Source organism: Chloroflexota bacterium (genome assembly GCA_018829775.1).
GTDB lineage: Bacteria > Chloroflexota > Dehalococcoidia > Dehalococcoidales > RBG-16-60-22 > E44-bin89.
In genome coordinates, this window is sequence record JAHJTL010000061.1 from 20,563 (window position 1) to 37,109 (window position 16,547).

18 protein-coding genes are annotated in these 16,547 nt (G+C 55.3%); 12 read left to right on the forward strand and 6 right to left on the reverse strand.

Going from position 1 to position 16,547, the window contains the following annotated elements:
* The first annotated feature begins 77 nt into the window (after positions 1-77).
* The 4 genes from KKD83_05875 to KKD83_05890 are packed head-to-tail and all read left to right on the forward strand — an operon-like array spanning position 78 to position 3,685.
* Positions 78-869, forward strand: coding sequence for an SDR family oxidoreductase (locus KKD83_05875; protein MBU2535673.1), 792 nt, complete (start codon positions 78-80; stop codon positions 867-869).
* A 15-nt stretch (positions 870-884) separates the two neighbouring features.
* Positions 885-1,979, forward strand: coding sequence for an Ldh family oxidoreductase (locus tag KKD83_05880; protein ID MBU2535674.1), 1,095 nt, complete (start codon positions 885-887; stop codon positions 1,977-1,979).
* 14 nt (positions 1,980-1,993) lie between these two features.
* Entirely contained in the window at positions 1,994-2,632 is a 639-nt protein-coding gene (locus KKD83_05885) for a corrinoid protein (protein MBU2535675.1), read from the forward strand.
* Between the two features lie 9 nt (positions 2,633-2,641).
* Positions 2,642-3,685: a hypothetical protein gene (locus tag KKD83_05890; GenBank protein MBU2535676.1), complete on the forward strand. Its 1,044-nt coding sequence runs from the start codon at positions 2,642-2,644 to the stop codon at positions 3,683-3,685.
* Between the two features lie 12 nt (positions 3,686-3,697).
* On the opposite strand, the gene KKD83_05895 is transcribed toward KKD83_05890, so the two are convergent.
* Positions 3,698-4,543: an SDR family oxidoreductase gene (locus KKD83_05895; protein ID MBU2535677.1), complete on the reverse strand. Its 846-nt coding sequence runs from the start codon at positions 4,541-4,543 to the stop codon at positions 3,698-3,700.
* Positions 4,544-4,692: 149 nt separating this feature from the next.
* Between KKD83_05895 and KKD83_05900 the strand changes: the two genes are divergently transcribed.
* Positions 4,693-5,388 (forward strand): amino acid racemase, encoded by a 696-nt coding sequence (locus tag KKD83_05900; GenBank protein MBU2535678.1) that lies wholly within the window; start codon positions 4,693-4,695, stop codon positions 5,386-5,388.
* Positions 5,389-5,441: 53 nt separating this feature from the next.
* Complete coding sequence (trpS, locus tag KKD83_05905) at positions 5,442-6,425, forward strand: tryptophan--tRNA ligase (GenBank protein MBU2535679.1); 984 nt, start codon at positions 5,442-5,444, stop codon at positions 6,423-6,425.
* A gap of 11 nt (positions 6,426-6,436) precedes the next feature.
* On the opposite strand, the gene KKD83_05910 is transcribed toward trpS, so the two are convergent.
* Together KKD83_05910 and KKD83_05915 are read right to left on the reverse strand one after the other, a co-directional pair.
* Positions 6,437-7,894 carry an RtcB family protein gene (locus tag KKD83_05910; GenBank protein ID MBU2535680.1) on the reverse strand — a complete coding sequence of 486 codons (1,458 nt, stop codon included), beginning with the start codon at positions 7,892-7,894 and terminating at the stop codon, positions 6,437-6,439.
* 11 nt (positions 7,895-7,905) lie between these two features.
* Positions 7,906-8,316, reverse strand: coding sequence for an archease (locus KKD83_05915; GenBank protein ID MBU2535681.1), 411 nt, complete (start codon positions 8,314-8,316; stop codon positions 7,906-7,908).
* A gap of 129 nt (positions 8,317-8,445) precedes the next feature.
* On the opposite strand from KKD83_05915, the gene ahcY reads away from it, so the two are divergent.
* The 6 genes from ahcY (at position 8,446) to KKD83_05945 (ending at position 14,812) form a co-directional block, all read left to right on the forward strand.
* Positions 8,446-9,708, forward strand: coding sequence for an adenosylhomocysteinase (gene ahcY, locus KKD83_05920; GenBank protein MBU2535682.1), 1,263 nt, complete (start codon positions 8,446-8,448; stop codon positions 9,706-9,708).
* 30 nt (positions 9,709-9,738) lie between these two features.
* The gene (gene metK / locus KKD83_05925) at positions 9,739-10,947 is read left to right on the forward strand and encodes a methionine adenosyltransferase (protein MBU2535683.1); all 1,209 of its coding nucleotides are present in this window, start codon (positions 9,739-9,741) and stop codon (positions 10,945-10,947) included.
* Positions 10,948-10,984: 37 nt separating this feature from the next.
* Complete coding sequence (locus tag KKD83_05930) at positions 10,985-11,545, forward strand: hypothetical protein (GenBank protein MBU2535684.1); 561 nt, start codon at positions 10,985-10,987, stop codon at positions 11,543-11,545.
* Between the two features lie 121 nt (positions 11,546-11,666).
* Positions 11,667-12,683 (forward strand): 3-deoxy-7-phosphoheptulonate synthase, encoded by a 1,017-nt coding sequence (gene aroF / locus KKD83_05935; GenBank protein ID MBU2535685.1) that lies wholly within the window; start codon positions 11,667-11,669, stop codon positions 12,681-12,683.
* Positions 12,667-13,392: a diphthine--ammonia ligase gene (locus tag KKD83_05940; protein ID MBU2535686.1), complete on the forward strand. Its 726-nt coding sequence runs from the start codon at positions 12,667-12,669 to the stop codon at positions 13,390-13,392. The genes aroF and KKD83_05940 overlap by 17 nt, the downstream gene beginning before the upstream one ends.
* Positions 13,376-14,812: a phosphoglucomutase/phosphomannomutase family protein gene (locus tag KKD83_05945; protein ID MBU2535687.1), complete on the forward strand. Its 1,437-nt coding sequence runs from the start codon at positions 13,376-13,378 to the stop codon at positions 14,810-14,812. The genes KKD83_05940 and KKD83_05945 overlap by 17 nt, the downstream gene beginning before the upstream one ends.
* A gap of 88 nt (positions 14,813-14,900) precedes the next feature.
* Here KKD83_05945 and rpsI read toward each other — a convergent pair whose 3' ends face one another.
* The 3 genes from rpsI to truA are packed head-to-tail and all read right to left on the reverse strand — an operon-like array spanning position 14,901 to position 16,504.
* A complete protein-coding gene (rpsI, locus tag KKD83_05950; protein MBU2535688.1) occupies positions 14,901-15,299 on the reverse strand; it encodes a 30S ribosomal protein S9 in 399 nt (132 codons plus the stop codon).
* The gene (gene rplM, locus KKD83_05955; protein MBU2535689.1) at positions 15,300-15,806 is read right to left on the reverse strand and encodes a 50S ribosomal protein L13; all 507 of its coding nucleotides are present in this window, start codon (positions 15,804-15,806) and stop codon (positions 15,300-15,302) included.
* A complete protein-coding gene (truA, locus tag KKD83_05960; GenBank protein MBU2535690.1) occupies positions 15,755-16,504 on the reverse strand; it encodes a tRNA pseudouridine(38-40) synthase TruA in 750 nt (249 codons plus the stop codon). The genes rplM and truA overlap by 52 nt, the downstream gene beginning before the upstream one ends.
* Between the last annotated feature and the right edge of the window lie 43 nt (positions 16,505-16,547).

The following is a 16,547-nucleotide window of genomic DNA, read 5'->3' on the forward strand; positions in this document are numbered from 1 at the left end:
CGATTAATATATTTTGTTATAATGCGGACGAGCGTTGTCTATTACCCATTATTCTAATTGAATTATTGAGGATGACCATGAATACACAGACATTAAAGGGCAGAATTGCCATAGTTACGGGAGCCTCCAGGGGGCTGGGGGAGGGAATCACCAAGGCCTTTGCCGGAGAAGGAGCCACGGTAGCGCTGTTCAGTCGTGATGTACAGCGCCTTGAGAAACATGTGGCTGACCTCAAAGCGTTGGGGCAAAAGGCAGTGGCCTTTCCGCTGGATGTTGCCGATGTGGAACAGGTAAACCGGGCGGTGGAGCAGGTGGTCAGCCAGTTCGGGCGGGTGGATATACTGGTGAACAACGCGGCAATTGCGCCCTCAATGCCCTTTGTGGAGATGTCTGATGATGTCAGGGACAGCGTCATTGACGTGAACATCAAAGGTGTCTGGAACTGCACCAAAGCGGTAATGCCGCTCATGATAAAACAACGGTATGGGAAAATAATCAACATATCCTCGGTTACCGGGCCGCTGGTCTCGGGTAAGGGGATGACGGCCTATGCGGCATCGAAAGGCGCCGTGTCGGCGTTTACCCGGACGCTGGCGCTCGAGGGGGCGGAGTACGGCATCAATGTGAACGCCATCTGTCCCGGCTCCTTTGATACGCCGATGTTCCGCAGCGTGGCCAGGCACAGGGGCTGGGATTCAGAGGATAAGTATGTTAAACACGTTGGCAAGGAAATTCCGCTGGGCCGCCTGGGGACGATTGAGGAGATGGGGGACCTGGCGGTTTTTCTCGCTTCGGATAAATCAAAGTATATCACCGGCATAGAGATTGTCATTGACGGTGGCAATATCATTCAGGAGCACAAGGGGTAATTCAAAGGAGGCGTAATGGCACAGAGTGAAGTAAAGGTATCTGAGAAATCTCTTCGTGAGTTCTCCGAGGAGGTATTTGTGCGGGTGGGAATGTCACCAGAGGATGCAGCCACTGAAGCCGATGTGCTGCTCTGGGCAAACCTGCGCGGGGTCGATTCCCATGGCGTGCTGCGCATTCCCTGGTATGTAGGCAATGTTGACCGCGGCATTATGAACCCCAAGCCAAATATCAAGGTGGTCAAAGAGACGCCGGCCACCCTCGTCGTGGAGGCTGACCAGGCCTTCGGGCCGCTAGTTACCGTCTTTGCCATGAATAAAGTGATGGAGAAAGCAAAACAGACCGGTATCGGCTGGGGGTTCATTTGCAATCACACCCATCAGGGTGCCATGGGCTATTATGCGCAAATGGCATCGAAAAACGATATGGCCGGTATCGTATTCGTCTGCAGCCCGCCCAATATGGCGCCTTTCGGGGCGAAGGCAGCTGGCGTATCCAACAGCCCGATAACCATCGCCGTGCCGGCGAACAAACACCGCGTGCTGTTCCTCGATATGGCGACGAGCGTGGCGGCGCGGGGTAAAATCTGGCTGGCGGTGGACAAAGGCGTTCCCATACCGGAAGGCTGGGCGCTGGATAAAGAGGGCAATCCCACCACCGACCCCACTCAGGCGGTCACTTTCCTGCCGGTAGGCGGACCAAAGGGCTCCGGCCTGGCGATGCTGTTTGAGTGTATCTCCAGCGTCATTATCGGAAACCCGTTGCTTGAGCCGCGGCTCATGGAAAAGAAGGCGGAGTCCAAGCAGGCGGAGGTAAAAGGCGCACATCCGGACCACCTGCCCCGGCCCATCCAGAACAGCGTGGTCGCCGCCATAGATATCGGGCAGTTCACCGATGTGGCGAGCTACAAAGAGCATATCGATAACCTCATCGACGGCATAAAGGGGCTGCCCAAGGCGGATGGATTCAAAGAGATAATGGTCCCGGGTGAGCCGGAGGAAAAAACCTTTGACGACCGCTCCAGGAACGGTATTCCGCTTCCCGAAGGGACTATTCGCAACCTGAGCAGCGTTGCCGAGCGGTTGGGCATAAAGCTACCGACGGGACTCTAAAGGAAAGGGGTGTTATGGTGAATCTGGAAGAGCTGAGCCAGGCAGTGGTCAAGGGCGATATTGACACTGCTGAGGAGTTGACGAAAAAGGCTGTCGAGGGTGGTATCCGGGTCGCTGATATCCTGAATACGGGGCTGATTCCCGGCCTCCGAAAGGTTGGGGAGCTTTTCGAGAAAGGCGAGTACTATTTACCGGAGTTAATCGTCTCCGGGGACGCCGTGGCCAAGGCGATGGAGTACCTTAAACCGATGATGGGTGAGGAAGGCGCATTATATATGGGGAAATACCTTATCGGCACGGTACAGGGTGATGTCCATGACCTGGGCAAGAACATTGTTATCATGATGCTGAGGGGAAATGGCTGGGAGGTGACCGACCTGGGCGTGGATATTTCCCCGGAGGAATTTTGCTCGGCGGTGTCCACCGGCGACTATGATATCGTCGGCATGTCTTCTCTGCTGACGATGACGATGCCCAACGCAGCCCAGACCATTGAGGCTTTGAAAGCTGCCGGGCTGAGAAACAAGGTGAAGATAATGGTTGGCGGGGCACCGACCACGGCGGAGTGGGCGGCACAGATTGGTGCCGATGCCCACGCCAAAGACGGTCCCGTGGCGGCACTCGTGGCGGCAAAACTGGTGGGAAAATCATAGGAGAGAGAAATGAACGGACTGGAACGGGTGATGACAGCACTCAAAATACAGGAACCGGACCGGGTGCCCCATTTCGAACGGATTGCCAAGAGGGTGAGGGAGGCCATACTGCCCGGTGCTTCAGAGGAAGATATTGTCGAGCACCTGGACCTGGACGGCGTCAGGTTTATTGACCGGACGCATTCCTGGAGCTACGAAAATGTGGGCGAGGGTGAGAAGGTCAAACGCGACCAGTGGGGCGGCCTCGTTCGCTACTCATCCGAAGACAATCCCATCCCGATGGAGCCCGCGATTAAGTCCGAGAAAGACCTTGACGGCTACAAGCTTCCCGACCCTGATGAAGAGTGGCGGTACGAACATTTAAAGCAGCTTGTAAAACGTTTCAAAGGAGAACGGGCCATCGTGGTCGGGGTGACCGATATCTTTGCTCTCGGCCGTGAAAACTTCCTCGGCGACGTGAACTATTTCCGTGCCATGGTGAAAAACCCCGAATTCATTTACCGGGCCAATGAATTCATGATGGACTACCAGCTGAGGTATATGCGGAACTGCATCGATATGGGCGTTGATATCTTCTGGATAAACGGCGACTGGGCGATGACCGAGCGGCCGATGGTCTCCCGTGAGTTCACGGAAAGGTTTCTGGCGCCGCCTTTCAAGAAGCTCGTCGATTTCGCACATAGTCGGGGAGTCCCCGTAATCAAGCATACGGATGGCAATATCTGGCCCATCTATGACACCATCATTGATGCCGGTGCCGACGGTCTGCACCCCATCGACCCCATGGCCGGGATGGACATCGGCGAGGCCAAGGCCACCTTTGGCGATAAAATCTGTCTGTGCGGCAACGTAAGCTGTGCCTTCAGCCTCGTCTCAGGGACGGAGGAAGAAGTGCGCCGGGAGACCAGGGAGGTCATCAGGAAGGCGGGGAAGGGTGGGGGGCTGATATGCATGTCCAGCAACTCGATTCATTCCGGCGTCAATCCCCAAAATTACCTGGCGATGGTCAAGGCAATCAGGGAGTTCGGGCAGTATCCCCTGGCGCTGGACTAGTCAATAAAATATTTAATGGGCGGTCAACCGACCGCCGTCAACATTGATGGACTGCCCGGTAATGAAGCTGGCCTCCTCCGAGCAGAGAAAGGCAATCAGATTGGCTGCGTCGTCAGGGTAGCCGAGGCGTCCCAGCGGAGTGAATTGCACCGCGTCGGCGTGGATGCTGTGGGCGGCTTCGGTTACGCTTATTCCTTTCTCGCTGGCAATTTTTGCAGCCTTCCCGTAGTCGCTCAGGTCGGTGAGAAATCGACCCGGGCAGACGGCGTTGACCCTGATGTTGTAGGGCGCCAGCTCGACGGCCATGACCTGGGTCAGACCGACGACGCCGAATTTGGAAGCCGTGTATGCGCTGACATTGGCCCGCCCCACCTTACCCGAAAGAGAAGCGACGTTGACGATAACGCCGCTCTTTCTCTCCGCCATATGCCTGGCCACCGTCTGGCCGCAGTGGAAAACGCCGGTGAGGTTGGCGGCGATATGGCGGTGCCACTGTTCCTCTTCGGTCTCCAGAAAAGGCTGCGGCACATAGACCCCGGCATTGGCAACGAGGATATCCAGGTGTCCGAACTCGTTGACGACCCGCTCCACCATTTCCTGGACCTGTTTTCTATCGGTAATGTCGGCGGTGATGGCCAGCCCTCTCACGCCAAAGGACTCGATTTCCTCAACCAGGCTCTCCAGCCCCCGCCACCCCTCCGCCTTTTCCTCCTCGGGAAACTCCTCCGGCGGGCGGTAGCGCCCGTTCACCGCCACGTCGGCGCCGCACCTGGCCAGACGTATCGCCGTGGCGTGGCCCATACCGCGCTTGCGTGCTGCCCCGGTTATCAGCGCCACTTTGCCTTTGAAATCGTACATGCCGGTCTCCAGGGTCGCTGAATTGGAACTTGGTGAGTGCCTCCATCTTATCACAGGGCAGAAAGAAATCCAAACCCCTCCATAAGAGTGATATAATAGCGGAAAAGCGTCCTGAACCGAATGGTTACTATCAACGAGAGGAGAACAGTATGAACAAGCACATTGGCATCGTTGCCTGCAGCGCGGAGGGGGCGGCGCTCTGCTATCGCACCATCTGCACCGAAGCACCGGCTTTGCTGGGGAAATACGACCACCCCGAGGTCACCATGCACACCTTTTCCCTTGCCGACTATATGCGGTACATTGAGGCCGATGACTGGAAGAGCATTGCCGACCTCATGCTTGCTTCCGTGAAGAAAGTAGCCGGGGCGGGCGCGGAATTCGCCATCTGCCCGGACAACACCATCCACCAGGCTTTTGAGCTATTCGTTGATAAATCGCCGATTCCCTGGCTGCACATCGCCGGGGTGGTGGCGGAGGAGGCTAAACGTAATAATCTTAAGAAACTCGGCATACTGGGCACGCGCTTTTTGATGGAAGGCCCGGTATATAGAAAGAAGCTTGACGCTGCCGGCATCGGGCATATGATTCCGGAGAAAGAGGACCGCGAGCGCATCAACTCGATTATTCTGGACGAGCTGGTGGCTGGTATCTTCACCGATGAATCGCGCGCCTATTTCACCGGGGTTATCAACTGGCTGAAAGACCGTGGCTGCGACGCCGTGGTCCTGGGCTGCACCGAGATACCTTTAATCGTAACGCAGGAAAGCTCACCGCTGCCGGTGCTGGACTCGACGCGGCTGCTGGCTAGGGCGGCCTTGAAGAAAGCAATCGAGACAGCGTAAAATGAGAAGCGTGAAAACGGCTTTAAATGAATCGAGAGGAGCATGGTAAATATATGAAAAAGCGCGTCTTTTCCGGCATCCAGCCCACCGGTGACCTGCATATCGGCAACTACCTCGGTGCCATCCAGCACTGGCTGAAGATACAGCACGAGTATGACAGCATCTTCTGCGTCGTCGACCTCCACGCCATCACCGTTCCCCAGGAGCCCAAGGTACTGAAGGCAAAGATACGGGAGGTGGCGGGGCTGCTCATTGCCTCCGGGATTGACCCCACTATAGCCAGTGTCTTTGTCCAGTCCCACGTCCATGAACACAGCGAGCTGACCTGGATTCTCAACTGCTACATCCCGATGGGCTGGATGCGGCGCATGACCCAGTTCAAGGAAAAATCGCAGAAACAGAGGGAGGAGGTCAGCACCGCGCTCTTCGACTATCCGGCGCTGATGGCGGCTGATATCCTGCTCTACAATACTGACGAGGTGCCGGTGGGGGAGGACCAGAAACAGCATGTTGAGCTGGCGCGAAATGCGGCCCAGCGCTTCAACACCATCTACGGCGAGACGTTTACCGTGCCCAAAGCGGTCATCGCCAAGACGGGCGCCCGTATCATGGGTCTCGACGACCCGACACAGAAGATGAGCAAGAGCGAGGAGCAGCCGGGTCGCGCTATAAATCTGCTCGATTCCCCTGATGATATGCGGAGCAAAATCATGCGGGCGACCACCGACTCCCTGCGCGAGATACGCTTTGACGAAAACCGTCCCGGTATAAATAATCTGCTCGTCATCTACGAGCAGTTCACCGGGCAGGGCAGAGAAGAGATTGAGTCGCGGTTTGAGGGCAAAGGCTACGTGGACTTGAAGCGGGAACTGGCTGAGGTGGTCGTCGAAAGCGTCAATGTGGTGCAGACCCGCTATCGTGAGCTGACCGCCGACCCGGCACATATTGACCGGCTGCTGGCCGAGGGGGCAGATAAGGTCCGACCGACGGCCGAAAAGACCCTGGCTCTGGTCAAAGAACGGGTGGGGATAGGGTAATCGCGCTGTCCCTAGCCTTTGATAACCCCGATTGGCCTCGTTCTGGCCACGATTTTCGAGATACCGGCATTGTGGGCAATGCCCACCACCAAGGAAACGTCTTTGTAGGCTTCTGGAGCCTCCTCGGCAAGTCCAGAGAGGCTGCCGGCACGCACCGTTATGCCGCGTGACTGCAGCGACTCAAGTACATCTCTTCCGCTTTGATGCCTCTTCGCTGCGGACCGGCTCTGCAATCTGCCGGCACCGTGGCAGGTGGAGCCGAACGTCTCCTTCATCGCCTGCTCCGTCCCGACCAGCACGTAGGAAAACCGCCCCATATCTCCGGGAATGAGCACCGGCTGACCGATCTGAGCATATTTCTTGGGTACGTCGGGATGGCCGGCGGGAAAAGCCCGCGTAGCACCCTTGCGGTGCACACATAGCTTCAGCTTCTGACCATTGACCACGTATTCCTCTATCTTGGCGATATTGTGGGCGACGTCGTAGATAAGCTCCAGGCCGGCATCGGCTTCTTTTATTCCCAGCACCTGGCAGAACGACTCCCTCACCCAGTGGGCGATGCACTGTCGGTTGGCCCAGGCGTAGTTGGCAGCACAGCGCATTGCGGCCAGATATGCCTGGCCCTCCGGGGATTTGACCGGGCTGCAGGCGAGCTGGCGGTCGGGGAGGTCGATGTCGTATCTGGTCATTGCCCTGACCATCTCCTTGATGTAGTCATCGGCTACCTGGTGGCCCAGACCGCGCGAGCCGCAGTGAACGTAAAGCATCACCTGGTCGACCTCGTTGATGCCCATGGCCCCGGCAATGTCCGGCTCGTAAATCTGGTCAACCAGTGCCACCTCAAGGAAGTGGTTGCCCGAGCCCAGTGTGCCCAGCTGTGGAGTGCCGCGCTCCTTGGCTCGCCCGCTGACCTTGGACGGGTCGGCCCCGGCCATCTCGCCGTTTTCCTCGGTGCTCTCCAGGTCTTCCGGCCTACCGTACCCGTGTTCCACCGCCCAGCGAGAGCCTTTTCTCAAAACATCATTTATCTCTCCGCCCTTCAGCCTGATTTTACCCTTGGAGCCAACGCCTGAGGGCACGCTGTTGTACAGGGCGTCCATAAGTTGCTTCATTTTCGGGATGACGTCACCCTTCATCAGATTCGTGCGCAGCAGGCGTACGCCGCAGTTGATGTCAAAGCCAACGCCTCCCGGCGAAATCACGCCATCATCCACCCTCATTGCCGCCACTCCGCCGATGGGAAAGCCGTAGCCCCAGTGGATATCGGGCATGGCCAGCGAGTAGTCCACAATGCCGGGCAGGAAGGCGACGTTGACCACCTGCTCCAAGGCCTGTTCCTGGCGAATTTGCTTTACCATATCGGCGTCAGCGTAGATAATGCCGGGCACACGCATGCCCTGCTTGTAGCTTCTCGGTATTCGCCAGCGATAGTCATCGATTTTTTCCAGCGGTCCATTCCACGGCGCCATCCTGTCACCTCCTACACGTCCAGGATAACCTGTACCTGATTCTTCTCCCGGTCAACCTTCAGCATGTGATAGGTAGCCGACTTCACCCCCGTCTTCAAGCGATGGCGGGAAGGGTCGTACTTTTCACCGTAGCAGATTGCCGTCAAGACAGAACCATCAAAACGTTCGATATCAAACCGCTTCAGCAGCAGCATCTCGACGTCGAATATATAGAGTAAATAGTTGAGCCACTCGAAGAGCAGGGTTTCCGTGTCTTCTTCTTTAAGCTCTACCTGACAGGACTCTCTTTCCTGTACCCTGCCGAGGTCGGCGATAATGGAGAATAGGCCATAGGCAGCGTTGGCAAACGCCTCAGCCAGGTCATGCCCGTAGGCGACCAGTCCCATGTCAGCCGTGTGCTCGATAAGCTCGAATCGTTTCATTTTTACTTTCCGTACAACTAATATTATATCGCATAGTGGCAGCTATAAAATAGGGGAGGTTTTCTTGAATAAAAGCTGAATCCCCTGTATCATTAATTAACATGGCGTCGATTTTGACAAAGGAGCACAATGGCTTTACATAACTACGATGTAAAAGACCAGTCGCTGGCCGAGGCAGGCCGACGGCGCATCGAATGGGCCTTTCGGGAGATGCCGGTAGTGAGGCTTATAGGAGAGCGGTTTGCCAAAGAGAAGCCGCTGAAAGGACTGCGGATTTCAGCCTGTCTCCACGTCACCACCGAGACGGCCAACCTGGCGCTGACATTGAAGGCGGGAGGTGCCGACCTTATTCTCTGCGCCTCCAATCCCCTGAGCACGCAGGATGACGTGGCGGCGGCGCTGGTAGAGTATGATATTCCGACCAATGCCATCAAGGGTGAAGACGAGACGACCTATTACAAGCACATCAATACCGCCATAGACCATAAACCTCAGCTCACCGTGGACGACGGTGCCGACCTGGTGACCACGCTGCATACCAAAAGACAGGAGATGATGGATAACGTCATTGGCGGGACCGAGGAGACGACCACCGGCGTGGTCCGGCTGCGAAGTATGGCCGGTGCCGGAAAGCTGAAGTATCCCATTATCGCGGTGAACGATGCGCAGACCAAGTACCTCTTTGACAATCGCTACGGGACCGGGCAGAGCACCATCGATGGAATTACCCGTGCTACCAATATCTTGTGGGCGGGGAAAAAGGTGGTCGTCTGCGGCTACGGGTGGTGCGGCCACGGCGTGGCCATGCGGGCCGAGGGCCTGGGTGCTCATGTCATCATTGTTGAGGTAGAGCCGGTGCGGGCACTGGAGGCGGTGATGGACGGGTTCCAGGTCATGCCCCTTATGGAAGCAGCCAGAATCGGTGACATTTTCGTCACCACTACGGGCGACAAGAACGTCATTGACCGGGTACACTTTGAGGCCATGAAGGACGGCGCCATTCTGGCCAACAGCGGACACTTCAATGTGGAAATAAATATCCCGGCTCTCCAGAGCATGGCAAAAAGCACGCGGAAAATACGTGACTTCGTTGATGAGTACTCGCTGACAGACGGACGCAGCCTGTATCTGCTGGGGGAAGGGAGACTGATAAACCTGGCCGCAGCGGAAGGCCATCCGGCCAGCGTCATGGATATGAGTTTTGCCAATCAGGCGCTGTGCCTTGAATATCTGGCCAAGAATGATGGCAAGCTGGAGACCAGCGTCCACCCAGTGCCGGAGGATATTGACCGGCAGGTTGCCAGGTTGAAACTCACCGCGATGGGCGTTGAGATTGACAGCCTGACCGAGGAGCAGAGGAAATATCTGGCGGGCTGGGAAGAGGGAACATAGAATCTTGGAGTTATTCAAATGGAGGCCAAAATGACCAGTAGTTTTGCGAGCTCATCCAGTTACTTGATGACATCCGAGTCAGTGGCAGAAGGACACCCGGATAAGATTTGCGACCAGATATCGGATGCCATACTGGATGCAATAATGAAGCAAGACCCATATGGTCGGGTAGCGTGTGAAACAGCGGTGACCAACGGTCTGGTCATTGTCATGGGGGAGATAACCACCGACTGCTACGTGGAGGTACCGCAGATAGTGCGGCAGGTGGTTCGAGATATCGGGTATGTCCGCCCCGAATACGGATTTGATTTCCAGTCATGCGGCGTGATGGTTTCCATCAATGAGCAGTCGGCGGACATAGCGCTGGGTGTGGATAAGTCGCTGGAGGCCAAGACCGAGAAATCAGCCACCGAAATGGACGAAATCGGGGCCGGCGACCAGGGAATGATGGTTGGATTCGCCTGCAACGAGACCCCGGAACTGATGCCACTGCCGATTTCTCTGTCGCACAAGCTGTGCCGACAACTGGCCGAGGTGAGGAGGAAGGGGACATTGCCGTACCTCCGCCCCGATGGCAAGTCGCAGGTTACCGTGGAGTACAGTAACGGGAAGCCAGTTCGGGTGACCAATGTGGTCATCGGTGCCCAGCACGACCCCGACCCGTCCCACGATAAAATTCAGCAGGATATTATTGAGCACGTGGTCAGGAAAGTCATCCCGCCATCGCTTCTGGACAAGGAAACGCAGTACTACGTCAATGCCACCGGCCGGTTTGTCATCGGCGGGCCGGTATCTGACACCGGCTTTACCGGTCGGAAGATACTGGTCGATACCTACGGCGGCATTGCCCGGCACGGCGGCGGTGCCTTTTCCGGCAAGGACCCGACCAAGGTTGACCGTTCGGCGGCGTATGCCGCGCGCTACGTGGCCAAGAATCTGGTTGCGGCGGGGCTGGCGGAGCGATTGGAAATTCAGGTCTCCTACGTCATCGGCGTTGCCCACCCGCTCTCCATTTCCATCGAGACCTTCGGCACGGGCAAGGTCAGCAATGAGGTGCTTCTTGGGCTGGTAAACAAACATTTTGACCTGCGGCCGGGCGCCATCATCCGGTATTTAAACCTGCGCCGCCCCATTTACCGCCAGACCGCCTGCTACGGGCACTTCGGCCGGGACGACATTGACCTATCCTGGGAGAAGACGGACAAGGCAGATATGCTGAGAAAAGAGGTACTGGGGTAGAGGATAAATTTCTTAAGAAGGTTAGAGGGGTCGAATAGTGTGTTGGCGGAAACCTAAAAAAGTCATCAAGTTAAAGTCACCGATTTCCTTAGCAAATAAGGATGATGAACATAAGGGTTGGATAAGAGTTTCGGAAAACTTGCGTAAAGGTATTCGGAATGGAGCCTATGTCAAGATTGAGGCATACAAAAGGAAAGCATATTGTCAGATTCGGGGTACACCAAAGAAAGAGGGGCGCATAGAAATCAACGAATGGTACAGAAATGCTCTTGGTTGGACTGACCCGCCAGAGGGAATCGAGTTGATTATAAAAGAGGTCGGACTCTCTGGAAGACTTCACGCATTTTCATCTCATCCAGATGATATTGTGCGTATAGGTGTAGGACTTGGAATAATCAGCGTGGGTTTAGGTTTATTAAGCGTAGTTATGGCTTCCCTTCCGCCAAGCATTCGACTTATGGCTAGCGGTAACTTATCTGATTCTGCCTGGGGTATGGCAGGTCTTATCTTAGGATTGATTCTTACACCACTAGTTGTATTTCTGTTATGCCAAGGAGTTTCGATATTTGTTCAGAGACTCCCTAAGCCACTCAATTGAGAAAAAATTAAGAGGTTCTAAAGGGGCGAAGCCCCCCTTTTATAACCCTTCCTTCCTCCCTGATAGGAGGGAAGGACAAAGGGGGAAGGTCACCTAATAAAATAATGTTGGGTGAAGAGAAATGATAGTTGAAATGCAGAGGGGGGTTGATGTCCAGCAGGTTGACAGCGTCGTGCAGCGCGCCAAATCGCTCGGCTTCCAGGTACAGTTGAACCTTGGCACGGACAAGGTAGTCATCGCCATCCTAGGCAGCAATACCGGGCAGGTGCCTACGGATACTTTTGCCGTACTTCCCGGTGTGGAAAGCGTCACCCGTATTATGAAGCCGTATAAGCTGGCTTCCCGCGAGTTCAAGAGTGAAGACAGCGTGGTAAACGTGGGCAAGGTGCAGATCGGCGGGAAGCATGTCGTGGTCATGGCCGGCCCCTGTGCGGTGGAGAATGAAGAGCGGCTTATGGAAGTGGCCAAGGCAGTGAAAGAAGCGGGAGCAGCAGTGCTGCGCGGTGGAGCCTATAAACCGCGTTCCTCTCCGTTCAGTTTTCAGGGATTGGAGGAGGCGGGGTTGGAACTGCTGGCCAAAGCGAGAGAGACCTTCAGCTTACCGGTAATAACCGAAGTCGTTGACCCGCACGACGTTGAGCTTGTAATCAAATCAGCGGATATTCTTCAGGTTGGTGCTCGCAACATGCAGAACTTCGCCCTGCTAACCGAGGTGGGGAAAAGCCAGCGGCCGGTCATGCTCAAGCGCGGCTTTTCCAGCACCATCACGGAATGGCTGACCGCCGCCGATTATCTGCTGGCCGAGGGAAATAACCAGGTCATTCTCTGCGAGCGCGGCATCAGGACATTCGAGGACAGTGTCCGCTTTTCGCTGGATATCTCCTCCGTGCCGGTGGTAAAGAAGTTCAGTCACCTGCCGTTGATTGTCGACCCAAGCCATGCGGCAGGGCACTACTCGCTGGTGCCGGCAATCGCCAAAGCCGCCGTAGCGGCCGGGGCTGATGGAATCCTTATTGAAGTCCACCCCAACCCGAAGGAAGCGCTGGTGGACGGCCTGCAATCGCTGACCATATCCGACTTCACCCGGCTGATGACAGAGTTGAAAGCAATTGCCAAATCGATTGGCAGATATATATAATGGCACCTACTTATCTATGATGGAAAAGGTCATCGTATCCTGGAGCGGGGGTAAAGACAGCGCCCTCAGCCTTTATGAGATTCAGCGAGACGGCAACTATCAGGTCGTGTCTTTGCTCACCTCGATAAGCGAGCCTCACGACCGGGTGAGCATGCATGGCGTGCGCCGCACGCTGCTGGAACAGCAGTCGCGGGCGCTGGGACTACCCTTAATAAAGATACCGATACCCAGGGAATGCTCGGAAGAGGAATATGAGTCCCGTTTGATGGATGTCCTTGGCAAGGTGAAATCAGACGGCATAAATCACGTGGTTTTCGGGGATATCTTCCTGGAGTGGATCAAGGAGTACCGGGAAAAGAACCTGTCCAGATTAGGGATGACTCCCATCTTGCCCATCTGGGGACGTGAAACTCTAGAGCTTACCCGTTCCTTTATCTCCCTGGGTTTCAAAGCGGTGATTACCTGCGTTAATACCAAATTAATGCCCAGGAGTTTTTTAGGTAAAGTGCTTGATGAGAATTTCCTGTCCGAGCTGCCGCCAGGCGTTGACCCCGCGGGTGAAAACGGTGAGTTCCACTCCTTCGTCTTCGCCGGGCCGATATTCAGGCAGAGTATCCCGTTCGCCCTGGGCAGAACCGTCACCAGGGACTCATACTATTTCCGTGATCTGTTACCCAGTGAAGGGAGTGCTGATGAAAAACGTCATTAAATTCGGTACCGATGGCTGGCGAGCCATAATCGCCATGGATTTTACCTTTGACAATGTACGGGTCTGCGCGCAGGGGGTCGTTGACTACCTGAAACAGGCGGGGATGACCAAACAGGGATTGATTATCGGCTATGACACCCGTTTTGCTTCCGAGGACTTTGCCGCCGCCGCCGCCGAGGTGACCGCCGCGAGCGGAGTCAGGACCTACCTGTGTGATAGGGCAACGCCAACGCCCGTCGTCAGTTACGGTGTGCTGGCCAGAAAGGCAGCCGGTGCCATCATTATCACCGCCAGCCACAATCCCGGCATCTGGAACGGTTTCAAATATAAAGACTGGCACGGAGCCAGTGCACCGGATGATATTACCGCTGAAATAATAAAGGCAATCGATCGGATACTGGCTGAAGGACAGCCGGCACGGATGCCACTGGAAAAGGCTGTGGAAGAGGGGCTGGTGGAACACATTGACCTGGCACCTGTTTATCTCAAACAGGTGGCGAAGCTTGTAGACTTAAATGCAATACGCAAAGCTGGACTTGACATAATAATAGATTCCATGTACGGTGCCGGTATAGGTTATTTGAAAAGTATGCTGCAGGGTGGCGATACCAAGGTAACCGAGATAAACGGTGAACGCAATCCGCTTTTCCCAGGTATGGTGCGACCCGAGCCGATTGCCCTCAACCTGAAGAGGTTATCGGCGCTGGTCAGGGAGCAGGGGGCCAGCATTGGCCTGGCGACAGATGGCGATGCCGACCGCGTAGGCATAATAGATGAAAATGGCAGCTTCATCACCCAGCTACAGACTTTCGCCATGCTCTGCCTCTACCTTCTGGAGGCACGTGGGGAGAGGGGACCGCTGGTGAAAACACTGACCAGCTCCAGCATGATTGACCGGTTGGGCGAGCTGTACAACGTACCGGTATTTGAGACGACGGTGGGCTTCAAGTATGTGGCCCCGATAATGAACGCCGAGAACGCGCTGATTGGCGGGGAGGAAAGTGGTGGCTACGGTTTCCGCGGCCACGTTGCCGAGCGTGACGGCATCCTGGCGAGCCTCTATTTTCTCGATTTCATGATGAAGACGGGTAAAACGCCTTCAGAGCTTCTGTCCTATCTCTATGACAGGGTCGGACCGCACTATTACCATCGGATAGATGCTGAGTTTCCGGAAGCGGAACGCAATACAATCATCAATCGACTGCGCGACAATCCGCCGGACTTAATTGAAGGGGTAAAAGTTAACAAAATCGATACTGCCGATGGCTTCCGGTATATCCTGGCGGATAACAGCTGGCTGCTGATAAGGTTTTCCGGCACGGAGCCGGTGCTCCGCATCTACGCAGAGAGCAGCTCTGACGCCAAAGTGGAAAGGCTGCTGGAATCCGGGAAGAAACTGGCCGGAATCAGACAGAAATAGGCTTAATATTTTCAAACAATTTATTAGAGACAAAAAAGAGAGGGGCGGAAGCCCCTCTCTCATATTTCACCATAATGATTGTTAAGGCTTAACGCTTGGTGTACTGAGGTGCTTTGCGCGCTCGCCTGAGCCCGGGTTTCTTTCGCTCTTTCACCCGCGGGTCGCGGGTAAGCAGACCGTTCTGGCGCAGTATGGGCTTGAGGCTCCCGTCCGCCTCCACAAGAGCGCGGGCAATACCGAGTGAGATGGCGCCGCTCTGGCCGGTAATGCCGCCGCCATTCACCTTGACCATGGCGTTGTAATTGCCCAGGCTTTCCGTGACCAGAAGAGGCTGCAGTATCGCGCGGCGGTGCTCCAGGCTGGGGAACAATTCCTCATAGGGCACACCATTGATGATTATGGCGCCGTTGCCGGGCATAATCCTTACCTGAGCTACAGATGTCTTTCTCCGTCCGGTACCGTGAAAATAGGATTGTTTTGTTGCCATTTAGCTTACCCTCTGTTCTTCTGTCTTTGGCTTGGTGCCTGATGATTGTGCTACCTGCGCGAGATGCGGGTGCGTATCACCGGTATAAACCCTGAGTTTCTTCCGTATCTCGGCACCCAGTCGCGTATGTGGCAGCATACCCCTGATGGCGTGCTCGACGACCCGCGTTGGGTTATCCTGCATCATTTTTTCCAGTGATATGCTTTTGAATCCTCCCGGATAGCCGGAATGCCGGTAGTAGTGCTTCTGCTTCAGCTTATTGCCCGTAACCTGTACTTTTTCGGCATTGATTACGATAACGTGGTCGCCGGTATCCAGATTGTAGCTGAAAGTTGGCTTGTGTTTACCCATGAGCAGGCCGGCGGCTTCCGTGGCCAGCTTGCCCAGTGTCCTGCCTGAAGCATCAATCACGTGCCACTTTCGCTCAACGTCCTTTATTTTGGTGCTGTAGGTTTTCAATTGCGCAGTTCCTCCCGGGAATGTGGATAATTCACTCGCATCAGGCATAACCCTTGGGCAGGCGCAGTTGGGCCTGCCAGCCCGGGTGTCCTTGCTTCTAATATACTACGAAATTCGTCAGCTGTCATCTTACCCAGACCCACCCTGATGAGCGCCCCAACGGTATTCCGTACCTGGTGGGGCAGAAAAGAATTGGCGATTATGCGAAAAGTAATCAGGTCGCCATCCTTTATCACATCGGCCTGGTGGACACGGCGCACCGTGCTCTTTATACGGCTTTCCAGAGCCGTGGCGAATGAGGCGAAATCATGCTCACCGGCGAGACACTGACAGGCTTTATTCATCGCCGCTATATCCAGTTTGCCCGGAACATGGTGGGCAAAGCGATGCCGGATAGGGGAGCGGGCGGTTCGATTCAATATAATGTAATGGTATTCTCGACTTACCGCATTACGACGAACGTTGAATACATCATTGACCCGGAAAGCGTCCCTCACCGCAATATCATCGGGCAGATAGTGATTCAAGCCGCCGATAAACGCGTGTTCCGGCAGCGATGAGGTGGTGCGTAAGCTCACCACCTGCTCCTGGGCGTGAACGCCGGTGTCAGTGCGACTTGCCGCCAGCACGCGAACTCTTTCTCCGGTCAGCTTCAATAATGCCGACTCAACCTCGCCCTGAACGGTGGGTTGACTGACCTGCAGTTGAAAACCGTGGTAGTTTGTGCCGTCATATTCCATAATCAGTACCATCTTGGTGTGCTCTGCCAAGCTGACAACCTCTTCTTGC